Annotated in this window: 4 protein-coding genes; all 4 read left to right on the plus strand. The window is 58.6% G+C overall.

All coding sequences use genetic code 11. The features are described from left to right. The first annotated feature begins 67 nt into the window (after nt 1–67). A complete protein-coding gene (locus tag ACW9HW_RS11575) occupies nt 68–610 on the plus strand; it encodes a dermonecrotic toxin domain-containing protein (protein WP_457399928.1) in 543 nt (180 codons plus the stop codon). Continuing rightward, nucleotides 607–5,304, plus strand: a complete 4,698-nt coding sequence (locus ACW9HW_RS11580) for an NEL-type E3 ubiquitin ligase domain-containing protein (RefSeq protein WP_457399933.1) — start codon at nt 607–609, stop codon at nt 5,302–5,304. Before ACW9HW_RS11575 ends, ACW9HW_RS11580 begins: the two co-directional genes overlap by 4 nt. Nucleotides 5,305–5,413: 109 nt before the next feature. Beyond that, entirely contained in the window at nt 5,414–12,424 is a 7,011-nt protein-coding gene (locus ACW9HW_RS11585) for an NEL-type E3 ubiquitin ligase domain-containing protein (RefSeq protein WP_457399929.1), read from the plus strand. A gap of 171 nt (nt 12,425–12,595) precedes the next feature. Next, nucleotides 12,596–17,713, plus strand: coding sequence for an NEL-type E3 ubiquitin ligase domain-containing protein (locus tag ACW9HW_RS11590; protein WP_457399930.1), 5,118 nt, complete (start codon nt 12,596–12,598; stop codon nt 17,711–17,713). Nucleotides 17,714–17,823: the final 110 nt, after the last annotated feature.

The following is a 17,823-nucleotide window of genomic DNA, read 5'->3' on the forward strand; positions in this document are numbered from 1 at the left end:
GTATATCCATTCCTTGGCTTCGCATGAATAGGCTATTGGCTTAACTATTCATTTGAAGGTCTGAATCATGTCTGACTTGCAAGGAAGCAACTCGACGAATGCCCCCTCTAAATCTGAAAAGAGTGTTCACGAGCAACGCGTAACGAGGGTTATTCCCGATGCAATAAAAAATGCGCCACCGGCGCTGCTTGAATCGATGTTGAATCAGTCTGCAGAAATGCCGGATTGGTACTTGAAGACGTCGGCCGCGGATCGACAGCGTTTGAAAACGTTAATTGACGAACGCTGGCGCTTGCAGGGCGAGCTCGATGAACTGCTGGCCGGCCTGCAACACGATATCGAGGCCTTCGCCAAGCCGCTTCTGGCGAGTACCTTGCAAGCGAACTTCAATGCCTACGAAGACCCCGAAACCCTGTCCCTGCATCTTTATGTCCCGGATAACATGGTTTTTGGCATCGACACCGGTGTCAGTCGCCTGCGGAAAAGTTCGCTGCTCGCCGCCGCTTTGCATAACTTCGAGGAAGCCGAAACTCAAGAAGGCGCCTTCAGAAGTGGTTCCGGCGTTTATCGCAACACGTACAGGGAGACCTTAAACGCGTTAACGCAATAGCCCCGGAAAAGTTCGCCAGTCTCTGTCGCAGGCTGGACATCGGTGGACAATACCAGACACACATCAAGGCGAAGCTGGACCCAACGGACACCGTTGCAAAATGGCAATTGCGCCAGCGCGCGCAGGCCCGTGAAAAAGCCGTCTTCACGTTATCGGTGTTGATCGCGCGTCTGAAAGGCGACATCTCTGCCCACGCCTATGACCGTTTGAGCGAGGTTGTCGAAGAAAGGAAAAATATCCGCTTCCATGGCGCGCCACTGCGCAGCCATCGGTTGTCGCTGATGGGCTTTCGCCTGACATCCATCGTGTTGTTCAGCGCTGTAGGCGAAGCCTCGGTAGTGAAAAAGGCCGTCGATGCCCTGACCCCCGGCAGCCTGACATTCTGGACACGCTGGTCGCAGCATATCCCGGTCCTGCCAGGGCGCGAATTTGACCAGTACAAGCTGATCCAGGCCTTCTTTGCCAACGGTCCCAGTGGTGTCGCGGACGAAATGCTGCGCAAGGAAGACATCTATCAACAAAGCCGGTTGAGCGGTCCGCTGATCGCCTACGTGCCGGATGATCCCGACCATCCGCTAAGAGAATATGCCTCGCTGGCCGAGTTCATGAAAACCTTGATCAGCCAGCTGCGCGACCCGGATTACCAGGCCTTTTTCAGCCGTTTCGTGGAGCAGAAAGACAAGGGCCATTTTTTTGCGCGGGTCAACGAGCGGCTCAAGACCATGACCTGGCAACAGCGCAATCCACTCGACATGGGACCATGGTGGCGCGAAACCGCGATCGAGAACCCCAACGCAGAACCCATCACCAATGTCAGGGACGCAAATCTCTGGGCCGAGCTGTTCAAGGAGCGGCGAGACAAGATGATCCGCGATGCACGCTGCATTGCCGTGCCCACCGGCGATGAGAATTCGACTGCCCGCTGGAAGCGCCTGGCCAGCTACCTGGACATCGGCTGGAACCTGTTCAGCTTCGCCGCGATGCTGGTTCCCGGAGTGGGCGAGGCGGTGCTGGGCATCATGGTTGCGCAGATGCTGGCGGAACTGGCCGAAGGCATCGAGGACTGGAGCAAGGGCGATAAGGAAGAGGCTGCGTCCTACATCAACGGTGTGCTGATCAACTTTGCACAATTAGCCCTGATGGGCGCGGGGCATGTGCTGCCCAAAACCGCTGTGGCTGTGTCGCCCTTCGTGGAAAACCTCAAGCCCGTGGAGGTCGATGGCAAAGAACGACTCTGGAACCCTGACCTGAGTCCTTACGAGCATCCGCTGGTCCTGGAGCCCACGTCGCAGCCCGACGAACGTGGGCTTCACCGACATGAGGGCAAGGACGTATTGCGCCTCGAAGACAGGCATTACGTGGTGACGACAGACCCGAAGACAGGGCTGCATCGCCTCAAGCACCCCGACCGGCCAGGCGCGTATCAACCCGTCGTCGAACATAACGGCGCCGGGAGCTGGAAAACTGAAGTAGAACAGCCGCTGGGGTGGGGCAAGCGCCGCTTGTTAAGACGCTTGGGGACAATGACGGAAACGGTATCCGATGAGACCCTTGAGCAGGTGCTGGCCGTCAGCGGCGTGCATGAAGATGCCCTGCGCAGGATGCATGTCGAGCACGAAGCCCCGCCCGCCATGCTGGTCGACACGCTCAACCGCTTCAAGCTGTATGCCCAGGCTGGCGAACTCGGGCAGCAAATACTGGCGAACCGGATTCCGGAGGCGCTGGAACAGACCATACCCGCCTTGATGATTGAGCTTCCACGCTGGCCCGAATCCCGAGGCATCGCGCTGTTCGACGGGCCGACACTGGAAGGCGAGTTCTACGACTTCGGCAACGTCGAGGTCAGGCCTGAGCGACAGATCAAGCTGACCCGCGCAGAACTGCGCGAAGGTCTTCTGCCGCAACGGGTGATCGAGAATTTCAGTGAAACGGAAATTCATGAATTGCTCGGCCAAGGCATTCCCAGCGACCGGCAAGTGCGGATAAATGAATTGCGCAGGCGCCTTGCAGAGTTGGCCGACATTCATCGAAACCGCTCATTCGAAACACTCTACAAACAACAGGATCTTTCCGACGAATCCAGCGTGCGCTTGCTTCGCAATGACTACCCGCAATTGCCTGTGGTGGTCGCCGAAGAAATCGTGCGCGATGCCAGTCCCGAGGAGCTGCGACATCTGTCGCAAAAACGCCGTGTTCCCCTGAGTCTGCACGAGCGAGCGCAAGCGGCATTGACCCGTGTGCGAGCGAGTCGCGCCTACGAGGGCCTTTATCTGGAGTCCCTGGCAGACAACGATACCCGTCGACTCGAGCTGGCAACGCTGTCGACCCTGCCTGGTTGGTCCGCCGGGGTTCGCATCGAGCTTCGCGCCTTCTCCTTCAGTGGCGAATTGCAGACGAGCGTCGGTCCCGACAATGCGCCGATTCGCAAAGTCCTGTTTTTCGATGAACGAGGTCTTTATCAGACGCGAGACGAGCAGGGCCTGCATCTGCACGGTGCCGACAGCTTCTATGCGTCGTTGTTGCATGCCTTGCCGGACAGTGAGCGCGAAGCCCTCGGCTTCGAGATTCACGAGGGTGAAAAACTCAAGCAGGCGTTGCAGCGTTCAGCGATAAGCCATGAGCGATTCGACAGGGAGCTGGAGCAACATCCGATTGGCAAACCGGCCTACGACCCTGAAGTCATGCGCCTTCGCGGAGGCATGCGCGGTTACCCGCAACAGATGAGCCGGGAGACGATTGTTCAACGCCTGGGTTGGCTGTATCCGGGGTTGTCCGAAGAGGAATTGGAAACGCTGCGCATCGGATTCGGCGACGCCGCGCAAGAACGCCTGAAGGCACTCGAAGAGGAGTTCGATCAGTTGGAACTGTCCCTCACGCGCTGGGTGAGATCACCGACGACGATGCCGGGCTCCGGTTTGGCCGAGGCCGCGTCCCGGCAGCAACTCTATTTGGCTCTTAGGCAATGCTGGCAAAGGACCGGGCCGGCGGGGCTCGATGTCCCTGGTATCGTCCGTCCGCAGAGGCTTAACCTGGACGGGCACTCGATGAGTCGGCATAGCGACGGCCTGCCGAAGCTGACCGCCAATTTCGACCATGTCACCTCCCTGAGCATGCGTCGCGCGGACTTGCTCCCCAACCAGGTACATTTTCTGCAGCCCTTTCGTCGCCTGCGTTATCTGGACGTCACCGGCAATCTGTTGGATTGCTTGCCTCCGGTCATCGGTCAAATGCGCTACCTCGAGGACCTGATTCTGAATGACAACCGCATCGAACTGACCCCTCAAGCGGTGGCGCATTTGCGGGGCCTGACCCGTCTCGGTTCGCTTCAGCTCAGAGGCAATCCGTTGAGGCTGGTGCCCGATATCAGCCAGATGCGCGACTTGCATTCGCTGATTCTGGAGAACACGGGCATCGAGGGTTGGCCGACCGGGCTGTTTTTGCAATCCCGTCCCCGCAACCTTTACCTGAACCTGCGGCGCAATCAGATCAGCCAGATACCAGAGGTTGCGCCGGGAACCTTTCGTGCCGAATTGCTGGCCCGTACCCTGTTGAGTCGTGAGCCGGAGTGGATGTCCGTGCAGCATCTGGACAGGCTCAGGCTGTACACCGAGTCAGTCGGCCTGGACCCCGATCGCCCGTATCCACCCCGGGGAACCCTGGACAGCATCCAATGGGCCGAGGGCATGCCCGTGCAATGGCAAATCAGGCAGAGCATCTGGGACGCGGTCGAGGATGAGTTCAATTCCGAAGCGTTTTTCAACGAGATCAGGCGCCTCACCCAATCCGCCGACTTCAGGGCCGGCGGGCTTTATCGGCAGGAACTGACGGCCAGGGTCTGGCGCATGCTCGAAGCCATGGCGCAGGACAGCGAATTGCGCACGACGATTTTTGCCGAAGCCCAGGCGCGATCGGAATGTGTCGATGGCGCGACGCAGATGTTTAACGTTCTGGGCATGAAGGTGCTGATCCACGAGGCCTACGGATTGGCGAACCCGGGACTGGTAGAAGCCGAACTGGTCGAACTGGCCAAGGGGAATTCGCGTCTGGAAGCCATCGGGCGTATCGCCGAGCAGCACATTGCCGACCGTATCGCCAACGGTGAGCAGTTTCGCCGGGTAGGTGCCGACGGCCAGGTGACGGGAACCATCGATGTCGTCGAGGTTCACCTGGCATTCACCACCGAATTGGCGAAGCCGGAGCAGCAGGGCGGGCTGGACTTGCCCTGGCAGGCGCATACCATGCAGTTTCGCGGCATTGCCGGGGTTACCGGGCCAATGATTGAAAAAGCCCGTCTGCAAGTCTTGGCGTTTGAGCAAGGCGACCTCCTGCGCGACTCGATCGCTGAACAACCGTTCTGGAAGTCCTGCGTGATGGGATCGAACCGGGTTCGCTTCAAACAGTTCGACCGACGCATGAATGCACTCTATGAGTACAAGCTGGCACTGAATGAAAGGGCCGCCGGTGTGACGCTAGCTCCTGAGGAAAAAGATCGGTTGAAGACGCGAATCAGAGTGCTGGCACACGAATTGGGTAAACCGCAAAGCGATTTTGTCCCCGGCCGGGACATGACCGACGACGAATTCAACGAACAGTACTCGGCCATCAAAAACGAGCAGGACGCCTTGCTCAGGCTGTTGACGCAACAAGCCATGGATCGGGCGAAGGTGGGTAGGGGCGAGGGCATTTTCTCGTAACACCCGGCATCGATAACCTGCTTTGCGCGGTCCTGATGCCATAACTATGTACCGCAAACGAGGCTGTCGGTCATGGTGTGCTAGTGCTCCCATTTACAGGAGACACACCATGTCCGACAACTTCACGTCTGCCGGCAAACAAACCGCTGTGACAAAAAGCATTCACGGGCCGTTCCTGGAACAGGCCATTCCCGACTGGCTGATCCAGGCCACGCCACAACGCCGCACGGCACTCAAAGACCATAATACGCCGCAGCCGGATTGGTATCGACGCGCCTCGCCGGAGCAACGCCAGGCGTTGAACACCGCCGTCACCGCCAGCTTTAGCGCACAAACCCGACTGGACCAGGCCATGACGGCCTTCCAGGACATCGACGCCTTCGCCGCGCCCTTGCTGAGCAAGGCACTGAAGGACCGGTTCAACGTCGAGCTGGACGTCAATAAAACCCTGATCTGCCTCAAGCAACCGCTGGAGATGGGCATCCTTGACATCGATGTCGGGATTTTCGATGTGTTGAAGTTGCCGTTGTTACAGGCGGCGTTGCATAACTTCGAAGCGTCGGAATACGAGGACGGCGCCTTTCATGAGTCGTCGGGATTCCTGACGCAAAAATCGGCGACGGAGGACTTTGAAGCGGTCAAGACGTCCTTGACGGTGGCGCAGTTCACCAGCTTGTGTCGTTCGCTGGATATCGGCGCGAAGTATCAGGTTTATCTCAAAGACTTCCTGCAACCGGCCGATGCTGCGGCGGAGCAGGCGCTGCGCCATAAATTCATCGCGGCTCAAAAGACCGCCTTGCGAGCAGCGGCTGAACTGGCGCTGTTGAAAAAGGATATCGAGCCCGCGGACTACAGGATGATCCTGTCTGTGATCGACGGCGAAGTGCATCCCCGTTTGAACGGTAAACCGGTCTGGTTCCGTGATCTGACGTTGATGAAACGCAGAATGACCGGCTGCGTGGTGTTCAGTATTTGCGAAAAATACCGTTACAGCGACGAACTGATTCTGTATGTCCCGAACGACCCCCACCATCCCCTCAAGCGACTCACGTATGGCGAGTTGACGGCGATGTTCAAACGTCGCTTCACCACCCGTGATGCCACGCAATCCTGGGACGGCAGCCCGACCGCGTACCAGCGGTTTTTCAGTCAGTTCGTCGCCTATGCCGATCGGCCGCACTATTTCAGTGAATTCACCAACGATGCATCCAATGCGCCGCTGAGCCAGAAGTTGCGTCCTTATGAATCGATACTCAATTCACTGGCGCAAGGCATCAATCCGTTTCTCGGCTTCAAAAAACTGCCACCCACCAGGCCGATCAACCAGCAACCCAATGACGATCCCGCCCTGCTCCCGGCGGATGTCCCTCGCAAGGGCCACGGGGTATGGGCCGATAACATTGACCTGTGGAACTACCTCTTCGAGCAACATCGCGAAAAGGTCATCGCCGATGCGCAAGCCCACGCCGTGCCCACGGCGGATGTCGATGCCAGGGTGCGCTCCGAGAAGCTCGCCCGACTGCTGAATATCGGCATGTTGGTGCTCATGGCTGTTTCAATGTTCGTACCGGTGTTCGGCGAGTTGATGATGGTCGTGATGACTGGCCAACTGTTGTATGGCGCCTTTGCCGGTGCCGTGGAATGGAGTGAGGGCGATCGCAAGGCCGCCAAGGCCCACCTGACCGAGGTGGCGGAAAACCTGGCACTGATCGCCGTAACGGCCGGTGCCGGTAAAGGACTGGCCAAACTGACCGCGGTCAAGGCCGAGCCCGTGATCGAAACCCTGGATCCGGTGACCTTGCCCAATGGCGAGAGCCGACTGTGGAAACTCGATCTGAGCGGCTATGAGCGTTCCGTTGCACTAGACCCCGGCACGACGGCCAATGCCCTGGGCCAATACGAGGCTGGCGGCAAGACCTATGTCCGGCTCGGCGGCCAGCTTTATGAAACAACGTATGAGGCTTCGTCGAACCAATGGCGGATCATGCATCCGACCGACCCGCAAGCCTACCAGCCCGTCCTGACTCACAACGCTGCCGGTGCCTGGCGCCATACACTGGAGCGCCCGCTGGCCTGGGATCGCCTGACGCTGATGCGGCGCATGGGACCTGTGGTTGAAGCGTTTTCAGACGATCAATTACTGCAGATCGCCGACGTCAGCGGCGTCAGCGACGATGCCTTGCGCAAGATGCACCTGGATAACGCGTTGCCACCCCCCGAGTTGAGCGACACATTGCGTCTGTTCAACGCTGACCGGGGTGTTGCCCAGGTCATCGAGCAAGTCGAGACCGGACAAGCCATCGATGGCCGCTATCTGTATTCCTTGCCATTGGTAACCGAGCTGCCGCGATGGCCGATGGGCCGTGTCCTGGAAGTATTCGAGGGCACCGAGCTGTCCGGACCCTCGGTCAAATACGGCTCCGAGCGTCTGCTGCCGGGGGCCAAGCGCAAGGCAAAGATCCAGTTGACCCGGGCCGATGTCCTGAGCGGCGAATTGCCCTCGCGCATATTGGCGGCGCTCGACGAAACGGAGATCACCCGCCTGCTGGGCGGTGAAGCGGCGCGGGTCAAGGACGCCAGACCCGGGGAGCTGCGAAAGCAGATCGCCGATTTCGCCCGAACCCGCCAACCGGCGATCTTCGAAAGTCTCTACAAGGGCAACGAACCCATAGACCCTTGGGTCGCGAAACTGCAGCAGGTTTGCCCGGGGCTGGGCGAGCCGGCGGCGCAGACCGTTTTGCGCCAGGCCTCGGCCGAAGAAATCAACCGCCTTCAGTCCACCAAACGTTTCCCGCTGCACCTGCTAGAGCAAGCCCGCTGGTATGCGCAGCAAGGACGCTTGACTCAAGCCCTGGCAGGGTTGCACATGGAAAACATGGCCTCGGTGGAGAGCAAGCGTCTGGCGCTGCATACGTTGGCGAAATTGCCAGGCTGGTCTGATCAGGTGCGGCTGGAGATTCGCGACGGCCACCTCGAAGGTGCCTTGATCGATGGCATTGGCAGCGAGACCGCTGAAACCCGCAAGTACCTGGTCAAGAAAGGCTCGTACTACCAGGCCTTTAACGACCGGGGAGAAACCCTCAACAGCGTACCCGGCCATGGCGATAATTTTTACTCTTCCATCATGCACGCACTGCCCGATGAAGCGCGGCGGTCGCTGGGCATGCCCGAGGTGGGACAAAGCGCTGAGTTACGGCACGCGATTATCGACTATGCCAGCGGTCATCCCGTCGAGTCGACGCAGAGCCTGCACGCCCGATCCGCTCGCAAACCCTGGTTCAAACCACCGCAACGCATTTCGGAAAAACTGGTGGGCTACCCGGCCAGTGGTCATGGAGCGGAGAGCGATACGCTGGTCTCCCGGGTCAAGGATGTCTACTTTGGTTTGAACGACGTGCAGGCCATGAAGTTTCTGCTCGATCAATGGGGACTCGGCAAAACCAACCAGCAAATTTTTTCCCTGCTGCGGAACCGAATGCGCGAATGGGAGGAGCTCAATACCGAGCTTGATCGATGGGTCGCGGACGAGAGTCTCTCATTGCACGCGATGCTGGATGGAAAAAAGGCGGTGGCGGACGGGATCAAAGCTGCCTGGCAGAATTCCCCCAGGGCCATGGAAAATCCCGTTTATGCCACGCTTAACCTTTTATGTGGCGATCCATTGCCGGCGCTGACGGCGGACTTTTCGCATGTCCGTGTTATGACAGTGGGTGGCAGGGGCCTCACGGATGCCGCAGTCAACAGCGTACTGACTCAATTTTCCAAAGTACAACAGCTCGCGATTCACGTAGCCAATCCAGCATTGCACGCCTTTCCTGAAGCGTTAGTCGAGATGACTGAACTCACAGATCTGACGATCGAATCCCGCTTCCCCTTTCCTGCGCAGGCTATCGCCGGGTTGGGAGCGCTGACGAAGCTGGAAAAGCTGTCGCTTCGTGGGGCGTTCGAGTCGGCGAGTGTCGTTGATGTCAGCCGCTTGAGCGCATTACATGAGCTGACGATTGCAGGGGCGTACGCGCGGAAGACTTTGCCGGTCGGTGTGCTCGACCTGCCACATCTGCAACGTTTGGACTTGCGACAAACGGAGATCAACGAACTGCCCGCTCAATTGTTCGATGGCACTCATGACTCGCTATTGTCAGGACTCTCCCTGGACTGGTCGCTTTCGAGTCGCGAAGCGCTCAAACCAGCCTATGACTATGTAAAAAACCACTCAACACACCTGATCGATCTTGAGGAAATGGTCAGAGATTACTGCAAGGGGCGACTCAAGCAGTTTGGCGAACGTCATGTCGCGTCATTCTCTGGCACCGCGCAGCCCGACGCTTTGCCTGGTGCGTTTTTCGAGAAATGGCCGGACGCCCAAGCCCGGTTCGACGCCATCGAGGCGCTGAGCGAAGAGTACAGCCAGCTCACTCGACAGCTCGATGCGTGGACTGCGCGGGTAGTGACGCAAATCGGCGGCTTCGCTGACTGGACAACCCTGCCGACCCTCAAGCGGTGCTGGTATGAGGGGCTTTTGAAGCGATATGGCTCAACGACTTATTCCACGGTGCTTGACCTGTCCGGGATACGGTTCGACGAGCTTCCGGAACTTCCCGATCAGGGCTTCTCCCATGTCAACACATTACGCCTGTCAGGCTTGCGTGCACCTGTCGAACAGGTTCGCCGTTTCGTGGGCCGCTTCAGTCAGACGCACACCCTGGATCTGGGCGACAGCAACGTGATGGACTCGCCGGTAACGCCCGGCGATCTGCCCGTGCTGCAGAACCTGGATTTACGCAATACTCCGTTGGAGCGTCTGGATGTCAGTGCAATGGGCCAACTCAAGGCGTTGAACCTCAGCGGGACGAACCTGGCGGCGTGGCCGACCGGTGCCGAAAATCTTGCGGATCTTTCTTGGCTGGACTTGCGCAACAATCAGCTTGGCGAGCTACCTGAAACGGTACTGGCAAGGGATGATCTGCTGCTGAACATGAATTTGTCCGGCTCACCTTTGACTCCGCAAGCGCAAACTGCCTTGAGCGCCGCCCGTGGGCGGATAGAACAGGCCAGGGGCCTGGTCCCCGGTACGCTCGAGCGTTTTGCGCTGGAAACCGAGTCCTCGGTCTTTCCACCCAAGGAGACGGGAGCCTCGATTGCCCAGCGACTTTTGCCGATGCCGGTAGAGGAGCCTGCAGGAGAAGGCCCGGCTTGGCTTGCCCGGCGTTTGCAACGGTTGGACTCTCGGTTTTCTGACGATGAGGCCTTGCAAGCCATTGAAGGCATGCGAAATCAGGGGGCGAGCGATGGAGTGATCAGCGAGCGCATCGGCGGCTGGCATCGGACACTGGAAACCCTGACACGACAATTGAACAGTTGGATGTTTGTCCGCGAGTCTCGGGGGGCGGATTGGGTTGTTTCGTCAGTCTCCCGTGGGCGGGCGTCACGGCTGATCCGTGAATGCTGGCTCGAAGGGACGATCGTCTGGGACGGCGTCACTGACAGTCGCCTCTGGTTCCATGACATGCAGCTGGGGGATCTGCCTGAACTGCCGGTGCAATTTCCTCATGTGCGGGACTTGATTCTCAACGGCGCCAGGATTACCGAGCAAGGCTCCAACGGGTTCCTGCGAGCCTTTGCCAACGTGCGCAACCTGGAACTCGGTGGTCATGAGTTTCGCGCACTTCCGCAGGCGGTCGGGGGCATGGTGCAGCTGGAACGTCTGGACTTGTCCGGTGTCGGCTTTACCGATCCCGAGGGTTTGTATTCATCGTTGGGATCGCTGGAGCATCTGCGCTCGCTGGATCTGAGTCATAACAATCTGCAAACCTTCAGTGTCGATTCGCTGGTGCATCTCGAGGAACTGGATTTGCGCAACAATCGATTGACCGAGTGGCCGGCCGGAACGCTGGCGGCCGGGCGTCTGAGGGTGCTGAATCTAAGTGGCAATGAAATCACGTCGATTCCCGCTGATGCCTTCAACGTACAGCACGATACCTTGATGGCCAATACGGACCTGTCCGACAACAACCTGTCGCGCAACGATCTGGAGCGACTCAGGGATTACGCGACCACTGTCAGACCCGGCACATGGATGGGATACACCTCCGAAGGCCTCGATGATTTGATCGACGATCTGGCCAGTGACAGCGAGATTGGCAGTGCGGGCTCGAGTGAAGATGAATCTGACCCCTTCTTGCCTGACGAGGACATCGGGGAGGAAGAAGCGGAGCTCGATGGCGTCGAACCATGGCTGGAGATACTCGATCCCGAGTTACAAGCCGGTCATCGAGCCCTTTGGAACCAACTTCGGGACGAGCCGGTCAATCTGGCGTTTTTTCATCTGCTGTCCCGGCTGCAAGATACAGCGGAGTTCAGGTTGGCGCGCGCCGATTTGACCCGAAAGGTCTGGGAGGTGGTGAATGCAGCAGCTGCCGACAGCGAACTCAGGCAAACCCTGTTCGCCATGTCCAGCTCCCATGGGACCTGTGTGGATGGGCGGATCCTCACCTTCAGCAACCTGGAGGTCAAGGTATTCGAGCACAATGCCTTGCAGGGGATCGACTCCGGTCGCCTGGATCAGAAAGGCGTCGCCTTGCTGCGGTTATCCCGCCAGCTGTTTCGGCTGGATCAGGTTGAGAAGCTGGCCGATGCTGCGTTACGTACGAGGTCTGATCCGGCGGAAGTGCGTCTGGAGTACCGACTGGGCCTGTCCAGAGGCTGGGATGACGGGTTGGAGCTTCCGGGCCAACCCAAAAACATGCTCTATGGCAAGGCCATCAGTGGTGAACCGCAGAGAACCGCGCGTGCGCGTGTGCAAGCCCTGGAGAAAAGCCAGGTGTTCTACGAAGACCTGATCAGTCGCGATTACTGGGTGCAATACCTCAAGGAAAAATACCCTGATGAATTCAGCGACCTGGAGCAGGGCATTGTCCAGGAGCGGAGCCGGTTTGAGGACGCACATGAAGACATGACGGGATCTGCCTACAGAGAAGGAATAGAGATGCTCGGCATTCAACACGACATTCGGCGCAATCAGAAACTGATCGAACTGTCTCGCAGAGAAACCGGGGAAAGCGAACCCGTCGGACCCGCGGAACCACAGCCCGGGACGTCGAAGGATTTGATGGGGCGCTAGCTCCCTCGGTCATCCCATCGCCCGGCGTCGCTCGATGCGGCGCCGGGCATCGGAGCTGGCAGTCGCAACTGCTGATTCGGCCCGACATTCGAGTGCGGTATATATATAAGCTTTTTTCTTGAGGTCGTTCGGTAGGCTGAAGTCTCACCCATAAGTCACGGATGACCCGTTATGCCAGTCTCTGACACAACCCTTGCAACGCCCGAAATTTCTTTCACCAGCGACCTTCGAGGTGTTCACTACAACTTCCTCAAAGACCGCATACCCGCCTGGTTCAGCCAGGCCTCAACACTGCGGCAGAAAGAACTCGGCAATCACGAACTGCAACTTCCAGCCTGGTACCGGACGGCCTTGCCCGAGCAAAAGACCGTGCTCGCGGACCTGCACTTGCGCTATCGCGAAACCTTGAATCAGATCGATGCCAGGCTCGGCCGTATCCAGGATATTTTTGAGTTTGCCGAGCCGCTGCTCAAAGCCGCGATCAAGGCCCGGTTCAAGCTGGACCTTGATGTGCGAAACGTTTTCTTCGCCCGTAAATATGCGTTCAAAGACCGGAATGATCTGTTTGGATTCTTTGTCTTCGATCAGCCGGTCGATCAAAGCCTGAAGCAGGAATTTCGAGGCATTTCCTTGCTCGAGGCGGCCCTGGCCAACTTCACGCCCGACGAAGAGCAACCGCTGCCCTGCAACGATTGCCAGATCATCACCAACTGGAGCAACTATGGCGGTGATGTCATTCCCTCGTACGCAACGCTCAAGGAGCAGGCCAGGCCCATCGCTCCCCATGACTTTGCCAAACTCTGTCGTACCCTCGACCTGGGGGCGCTTTATCAGAAGCACATCCAGGACATCGTGCAACCGAAAGAGGTCCAGGAGCGTGAAGCACTGGAGCAGCAACTGGAGGAGCACCACCGGCGCCAACTGGCAGTGACCTGTGAGATCGCCAGGCGGCAGTTTGCAACCCGGGCTGGCAGAGCCGAGGTCGAATCGGGCATCGGTGAAGACGTCTACCTAATGCTCAAACAGTTGCTGGGCAGCACAAACGGCGCAGTATTGGACGGCAGGCCGGTGACCTTCGCCACGTTGAAGGTGTTTGGCATCGAATTGGTGGGGCCGCTGCTGATCGGCCCGAGCCGGCAGCCATCGGATCGGGTCGAGCGGCTGGCGGTCTACGTGCCCAATGATCCCCTGCATCCACTGAAAGAATATGCGTCCAGTGCCGACTTCATGGTCGAGTTGCGCACTCGCTTGCACAGTGGTGCCTACCGGCGTTTTTTCAGCCAGTTCATACCGGTGCGGCAACAGGGCCTTTTTTTCGCGCAGTTCAATAAGTTGTATCAGCCTTCCGGACTCAGTGCTCAATCCGACTATCCCTTGCAGACCACCCCCAGGAAGCTGCCGGTGGACGAGGCCTCTATCGGGAGCAAGCCGTGGCAGCAGCTGCGTGAAAGATTCATCAAAAAACTGTATGACGATGCGCGCGTGATGGCGGTGACCACGGGTGATGAGGACCGCGAAGCTCGTTTGGCCCGGCTGGAAAGTTTTCAGGACGCAGTGATCAATGTCTTCTACCTCGCTGCCTTTGTGGTACCGGGGCTCGGACCGATCATGCTGATGGTCGGCGCGGCGCAGATGTGCACTGAGGTGTTCGAGGGTATCGAAGCATACGAGGAAGGTGAGCCGAGAGAGATGTGGGCGCACTTTTCCAGTGTGGCGCTGAATGCGGCCTTTGCCGGTACCGCAGCGGCGGTGTTGCCGAAGGTTCAAGTGTCGACGATGGTGGACAATCTGAAACCGGTCACCATGCCCGACGGTAAACAGAAATTGTGGAAACCCGATCTTGCACCCTACAAGTCCTCCGTCACTCTGGCGGCCGGGACCGGCCCTGATGAGTTGGGCTTGTATGCGCAGGGTGGGCAGACGTTTTTGCCGCTCGAGGATGAGCTTTATCAGGTCATGCAGGACCCGGTCAGCAAGCAGTACCGAATCCAGCATCCGACCCGTCCCGATGCCTATGCCCCTGAACTTGCGCATAATGGCGAAGGCGCCTGGCACCATGAACTGGACCGTCCCCAAACCTGGAAGGGCGCCACACTGATGCGTCGGCTCGGCCCGCTGGTAGAGGGTTTCAGCGATACCGAACTGGAGCAGATTCGGCAGGTCAGCGATGTGGACGCCGCCGTCCTGCGTCGGTTGCATGTTGAGGGCGAACCGGTCCCGGCGATTCTTCTTGATAGCCTCAAGCGATTCCGGGCCTATGGCGATGCGGTGAAAGTTGCCGAGGGCATCCGCGACGGTTCACTCTCCAGCGCGCTGTGCAGTTTGCCGGCCGCTCTGGCAGTCGAGTTGCCGGGTTGGCCGGCGAACAAGGCCATAGAAGCTGTGTCCGGATCGGGACCGAGCGAGACTTCGGTCAAGTACGGCAGTGCAGATGCCGGGCCGCTGAACACGATCAGAGTCACACGCTCTGAGCTGATGGCGGGGCAATTGCCGACACGAATCATCGCAGCCATGGACAAGGCGGAAATCAAATCCCTGCTGCCCGACTACTTGCCCAACGCATCAGCAGAGCGCATTGCCGCTCTGCAAAAAAAACTGGAGAAGCATGCGATCGCCGTCAAGGCGCGGCTGATGCGTAGCCTCTATGCCGAGCAACAACCGTCGGCGGACGCGGCAGTCTCTGTAGTGCAACGGGATTTCACCGGTCTGCCGGCGTCAATCGTCAAGGAATTGCTGGCCGATGCCCCCCCCAATGAAGTGGCGACTCTGAGCACCGACAAGCGTGTTCCATTACGCCTGGCCGAGGGCGCGCGTCGGTTACAGCAGCAAATGCGCCTCGCCCGCGCCTACGAGGGACTGTACCTCGATGCATTGGTCGATCAAGACACAGAGATCCTGGCACTCAATTCATTGGAAGCCTTCCCCGGCTGGCCCGACGATCTTCGCCTTGAAGTACGGGAAAGCGGGCTCGAAGGTGAACTGCGCGCCAGTGTCGGTTCCGAGCAGGCTACCGAACGCAAGGTGCTGGTTCGGGTGAGCGAGGGACGCTACGAGGCACGCAATGAGCGCGATGAACACTTGCACGGTACCGACGATCTCTACGCCTCGATCCAGCACGCCTTGCCCGACCGGCATCGTCAAGCCATCGGGTTACCCCACGTCGCGCAGGGTGCGCAGCTGAAGGTGAAAATCATCGAGCATCAGTTGCCCCGTGATCAGCTTCGTCCGCTATTGAGAATGCAACCGCGTCGACAACCTTTTTTCCGGGTACCCAAACGTCTGTCCGGCGAGCGTATTGGTTATCCCCTGAGCGATCACCCTGACGTCAGCCAGTGGCGACCTGTTTTTGAGCAACGGGTCCGTCACTTGTACCCCACGATGTCGTCGCAGGAGATGGACGCGTTTATCGCGAGCCTGGGCGACAGTCGCGAAACGGTCCTCAGAAACCGTGAGCGCGAGTTTGATTCGCTCACCCGCACCTTGCAAAACTGGGTGCTGGCACTCGAACAGTCCCCCCAGCAGGATGCACGACTGATGATCACCAATGCACTCAGTGAGGCCTGGCAACGCAGGGGGGAGGTGGACATGGACAATACCGGTTTGCCCCAGGGCCAAACGATTGATTTGTCCAACATCGACCTGCAGGGACAAGTCGAAGAACTACCACCGCTGTCGGCCAATTTCAGTCACGTGACTCACCTGAATTTATCGGGTACCGGCATCGCACACGCGGATGGATTTCTGCGTCATTTCAAGCGTCTGCGCAGACTGAATCTGGGCAACAACGAACTGGACAAGATGCCGCAAGCATTGGGGCAATGGGGTCACCTGACCGAACTGGACCTGTCAGACAACCTGATCGAGTTCGACACGCAGATTGTCGAGCAGTTGAAGGGGCTGACGCACCTGCGATACCTGGGGCTTGAGGGCAATCCCTTGAAGTTGCCTCCGGATATCGGACAGATGCCCGACCTGCTTATCCTTTTGCTGGCCAACACGGAAATCCATACCTGGCCTGTGGGTATATTCGATCAGCCCAGGATCCGCACGCTGTTCCTGGACATGAGGTCCAACACCCTGGAAATCGTTCCGCAGGTGACGCCAGGGTCAGAGCAAGCGGAGATCGTGGCACGCACGCTCATCAGTCACGAGCCGGCCTCTATTTCCCCGGAGAATCTGAGCAGGGTCAGAGACTATCGCCAGTCGGTCGGCTTTGAGCCGGATCCACAGTTTCCACCCCAAGGTGTGTTTGACAGCAGTCTTTGGAAAGAGGGGCTGACCGAACCGCAATGGAAGGAAAAACAGGATGTATGGGCCGACCTCGAACGTGAACCCGGGTCGGAGCCATTTTTCAATGAATTGAGGAAGCTCGCGCAATCGGCGGATGCTCTGTCCGCCAACGAAGCGGCGAGGATCGAATTGTGTGGCAAGGTCTGGTCAATGGTTGAGGCGACAGCCGCAAACACGGCTTTACGGGAAAAACTGTTCCGTATGGCCGCTGCCCCGACAACCTGCGTGGATGCTGGCGCGCAGATATTTAACGCCATGGGCGTCGAGGTCTTGATCGCTCAGGCCTATGACCTGGGCGCAGACGAAATCGAGATCGAGCTGGTGACATTGGCGCGCGGCAAGTGGCGTCTGGACGAGCTGGGCAGGATCGCTCGAAAGCGGGTCAACGAGCTGGTGGCCGCAGGGCGCCGGTTTCCCGAATTCGATGCAGAAGGCGATCTGGTCCCCCATGAGAATGCGCAAGGGCAACCGCTTGAGGATATTGATGAGGTGGAAATCCATATGATCTACACCACTCGATTGGCGGAGGACCTGGAGTTACCCTGGCAATCCCGTGAGATGTGGTTCAACGCACCCGAAGTCTCGGACGGGATGATCAAGAGTGCTTACGAACGGGTGCTGGAAAAGGAGAGGGGACCGCTGTTGCAGGAACGGCTGATCGAACAAACCTTCTGGGTCGAGTACCTCAAGCGACACTATCAGGAGCTGTTCAAGGCCTTGCACGCCAAAGGCGAGCCGCTGCTGGACTTGCAGGCAGCGCAACAGGCCTGGCTCGACAGTGATTCGGCGGTGCAAAAGATTCATTGGCGCTCGGAGGTCGTTCGGTTGGCAAAACTTTTGGGCAAACCTGACAGCGAAATAAAGCCCGGCGCGGTCATGAGCGATGCGCAGTACTACACCGAGATGGAGGCGATCGCGGTGCAGGAAAAGGCACTGATCGCCAGATTGACCAGCGAAGCCCTGCAGCGCGCTAACCTGCAGCCAGTGGAAATGCCGTAAAGGGCTGAAGGTGAAGCAGTTCCCCTGACCTGAGCCGCGGCGGGTAACCCCTGTGGGAGCGAGCCTGCTCGCGAAGGACGTTAACGATAACGCGTGCTGCAGAGCAAGCG

It is taken from the genome of Pseudomonas sp. SDO5532_S415, assembly GCF_054071155.1.

Coding starts and splice junctions, on each gene's coding strand:
- ACW9HW_RS11590 (WP_457399930.1), top strand. CDS start 12,596: ATGCCAGTCTCTGACACAACCCTTGCAACGCCCGAAATTTCTTTCACC.
- ACW9HW_RS11575 (WP_457399928.1), top strand. CDS start 68: ATGTCTGACTTGCAAGGAAGCAACTCGACGAATGCCCCCTCTAAATCT.
- ACW9HW_RS11585 (WP_457399929.1), top strand. CDS start 5,414: ATGTCCGACAACTTCACGTCTGCCGGCAAACAAACCGCTGTGACAAAA.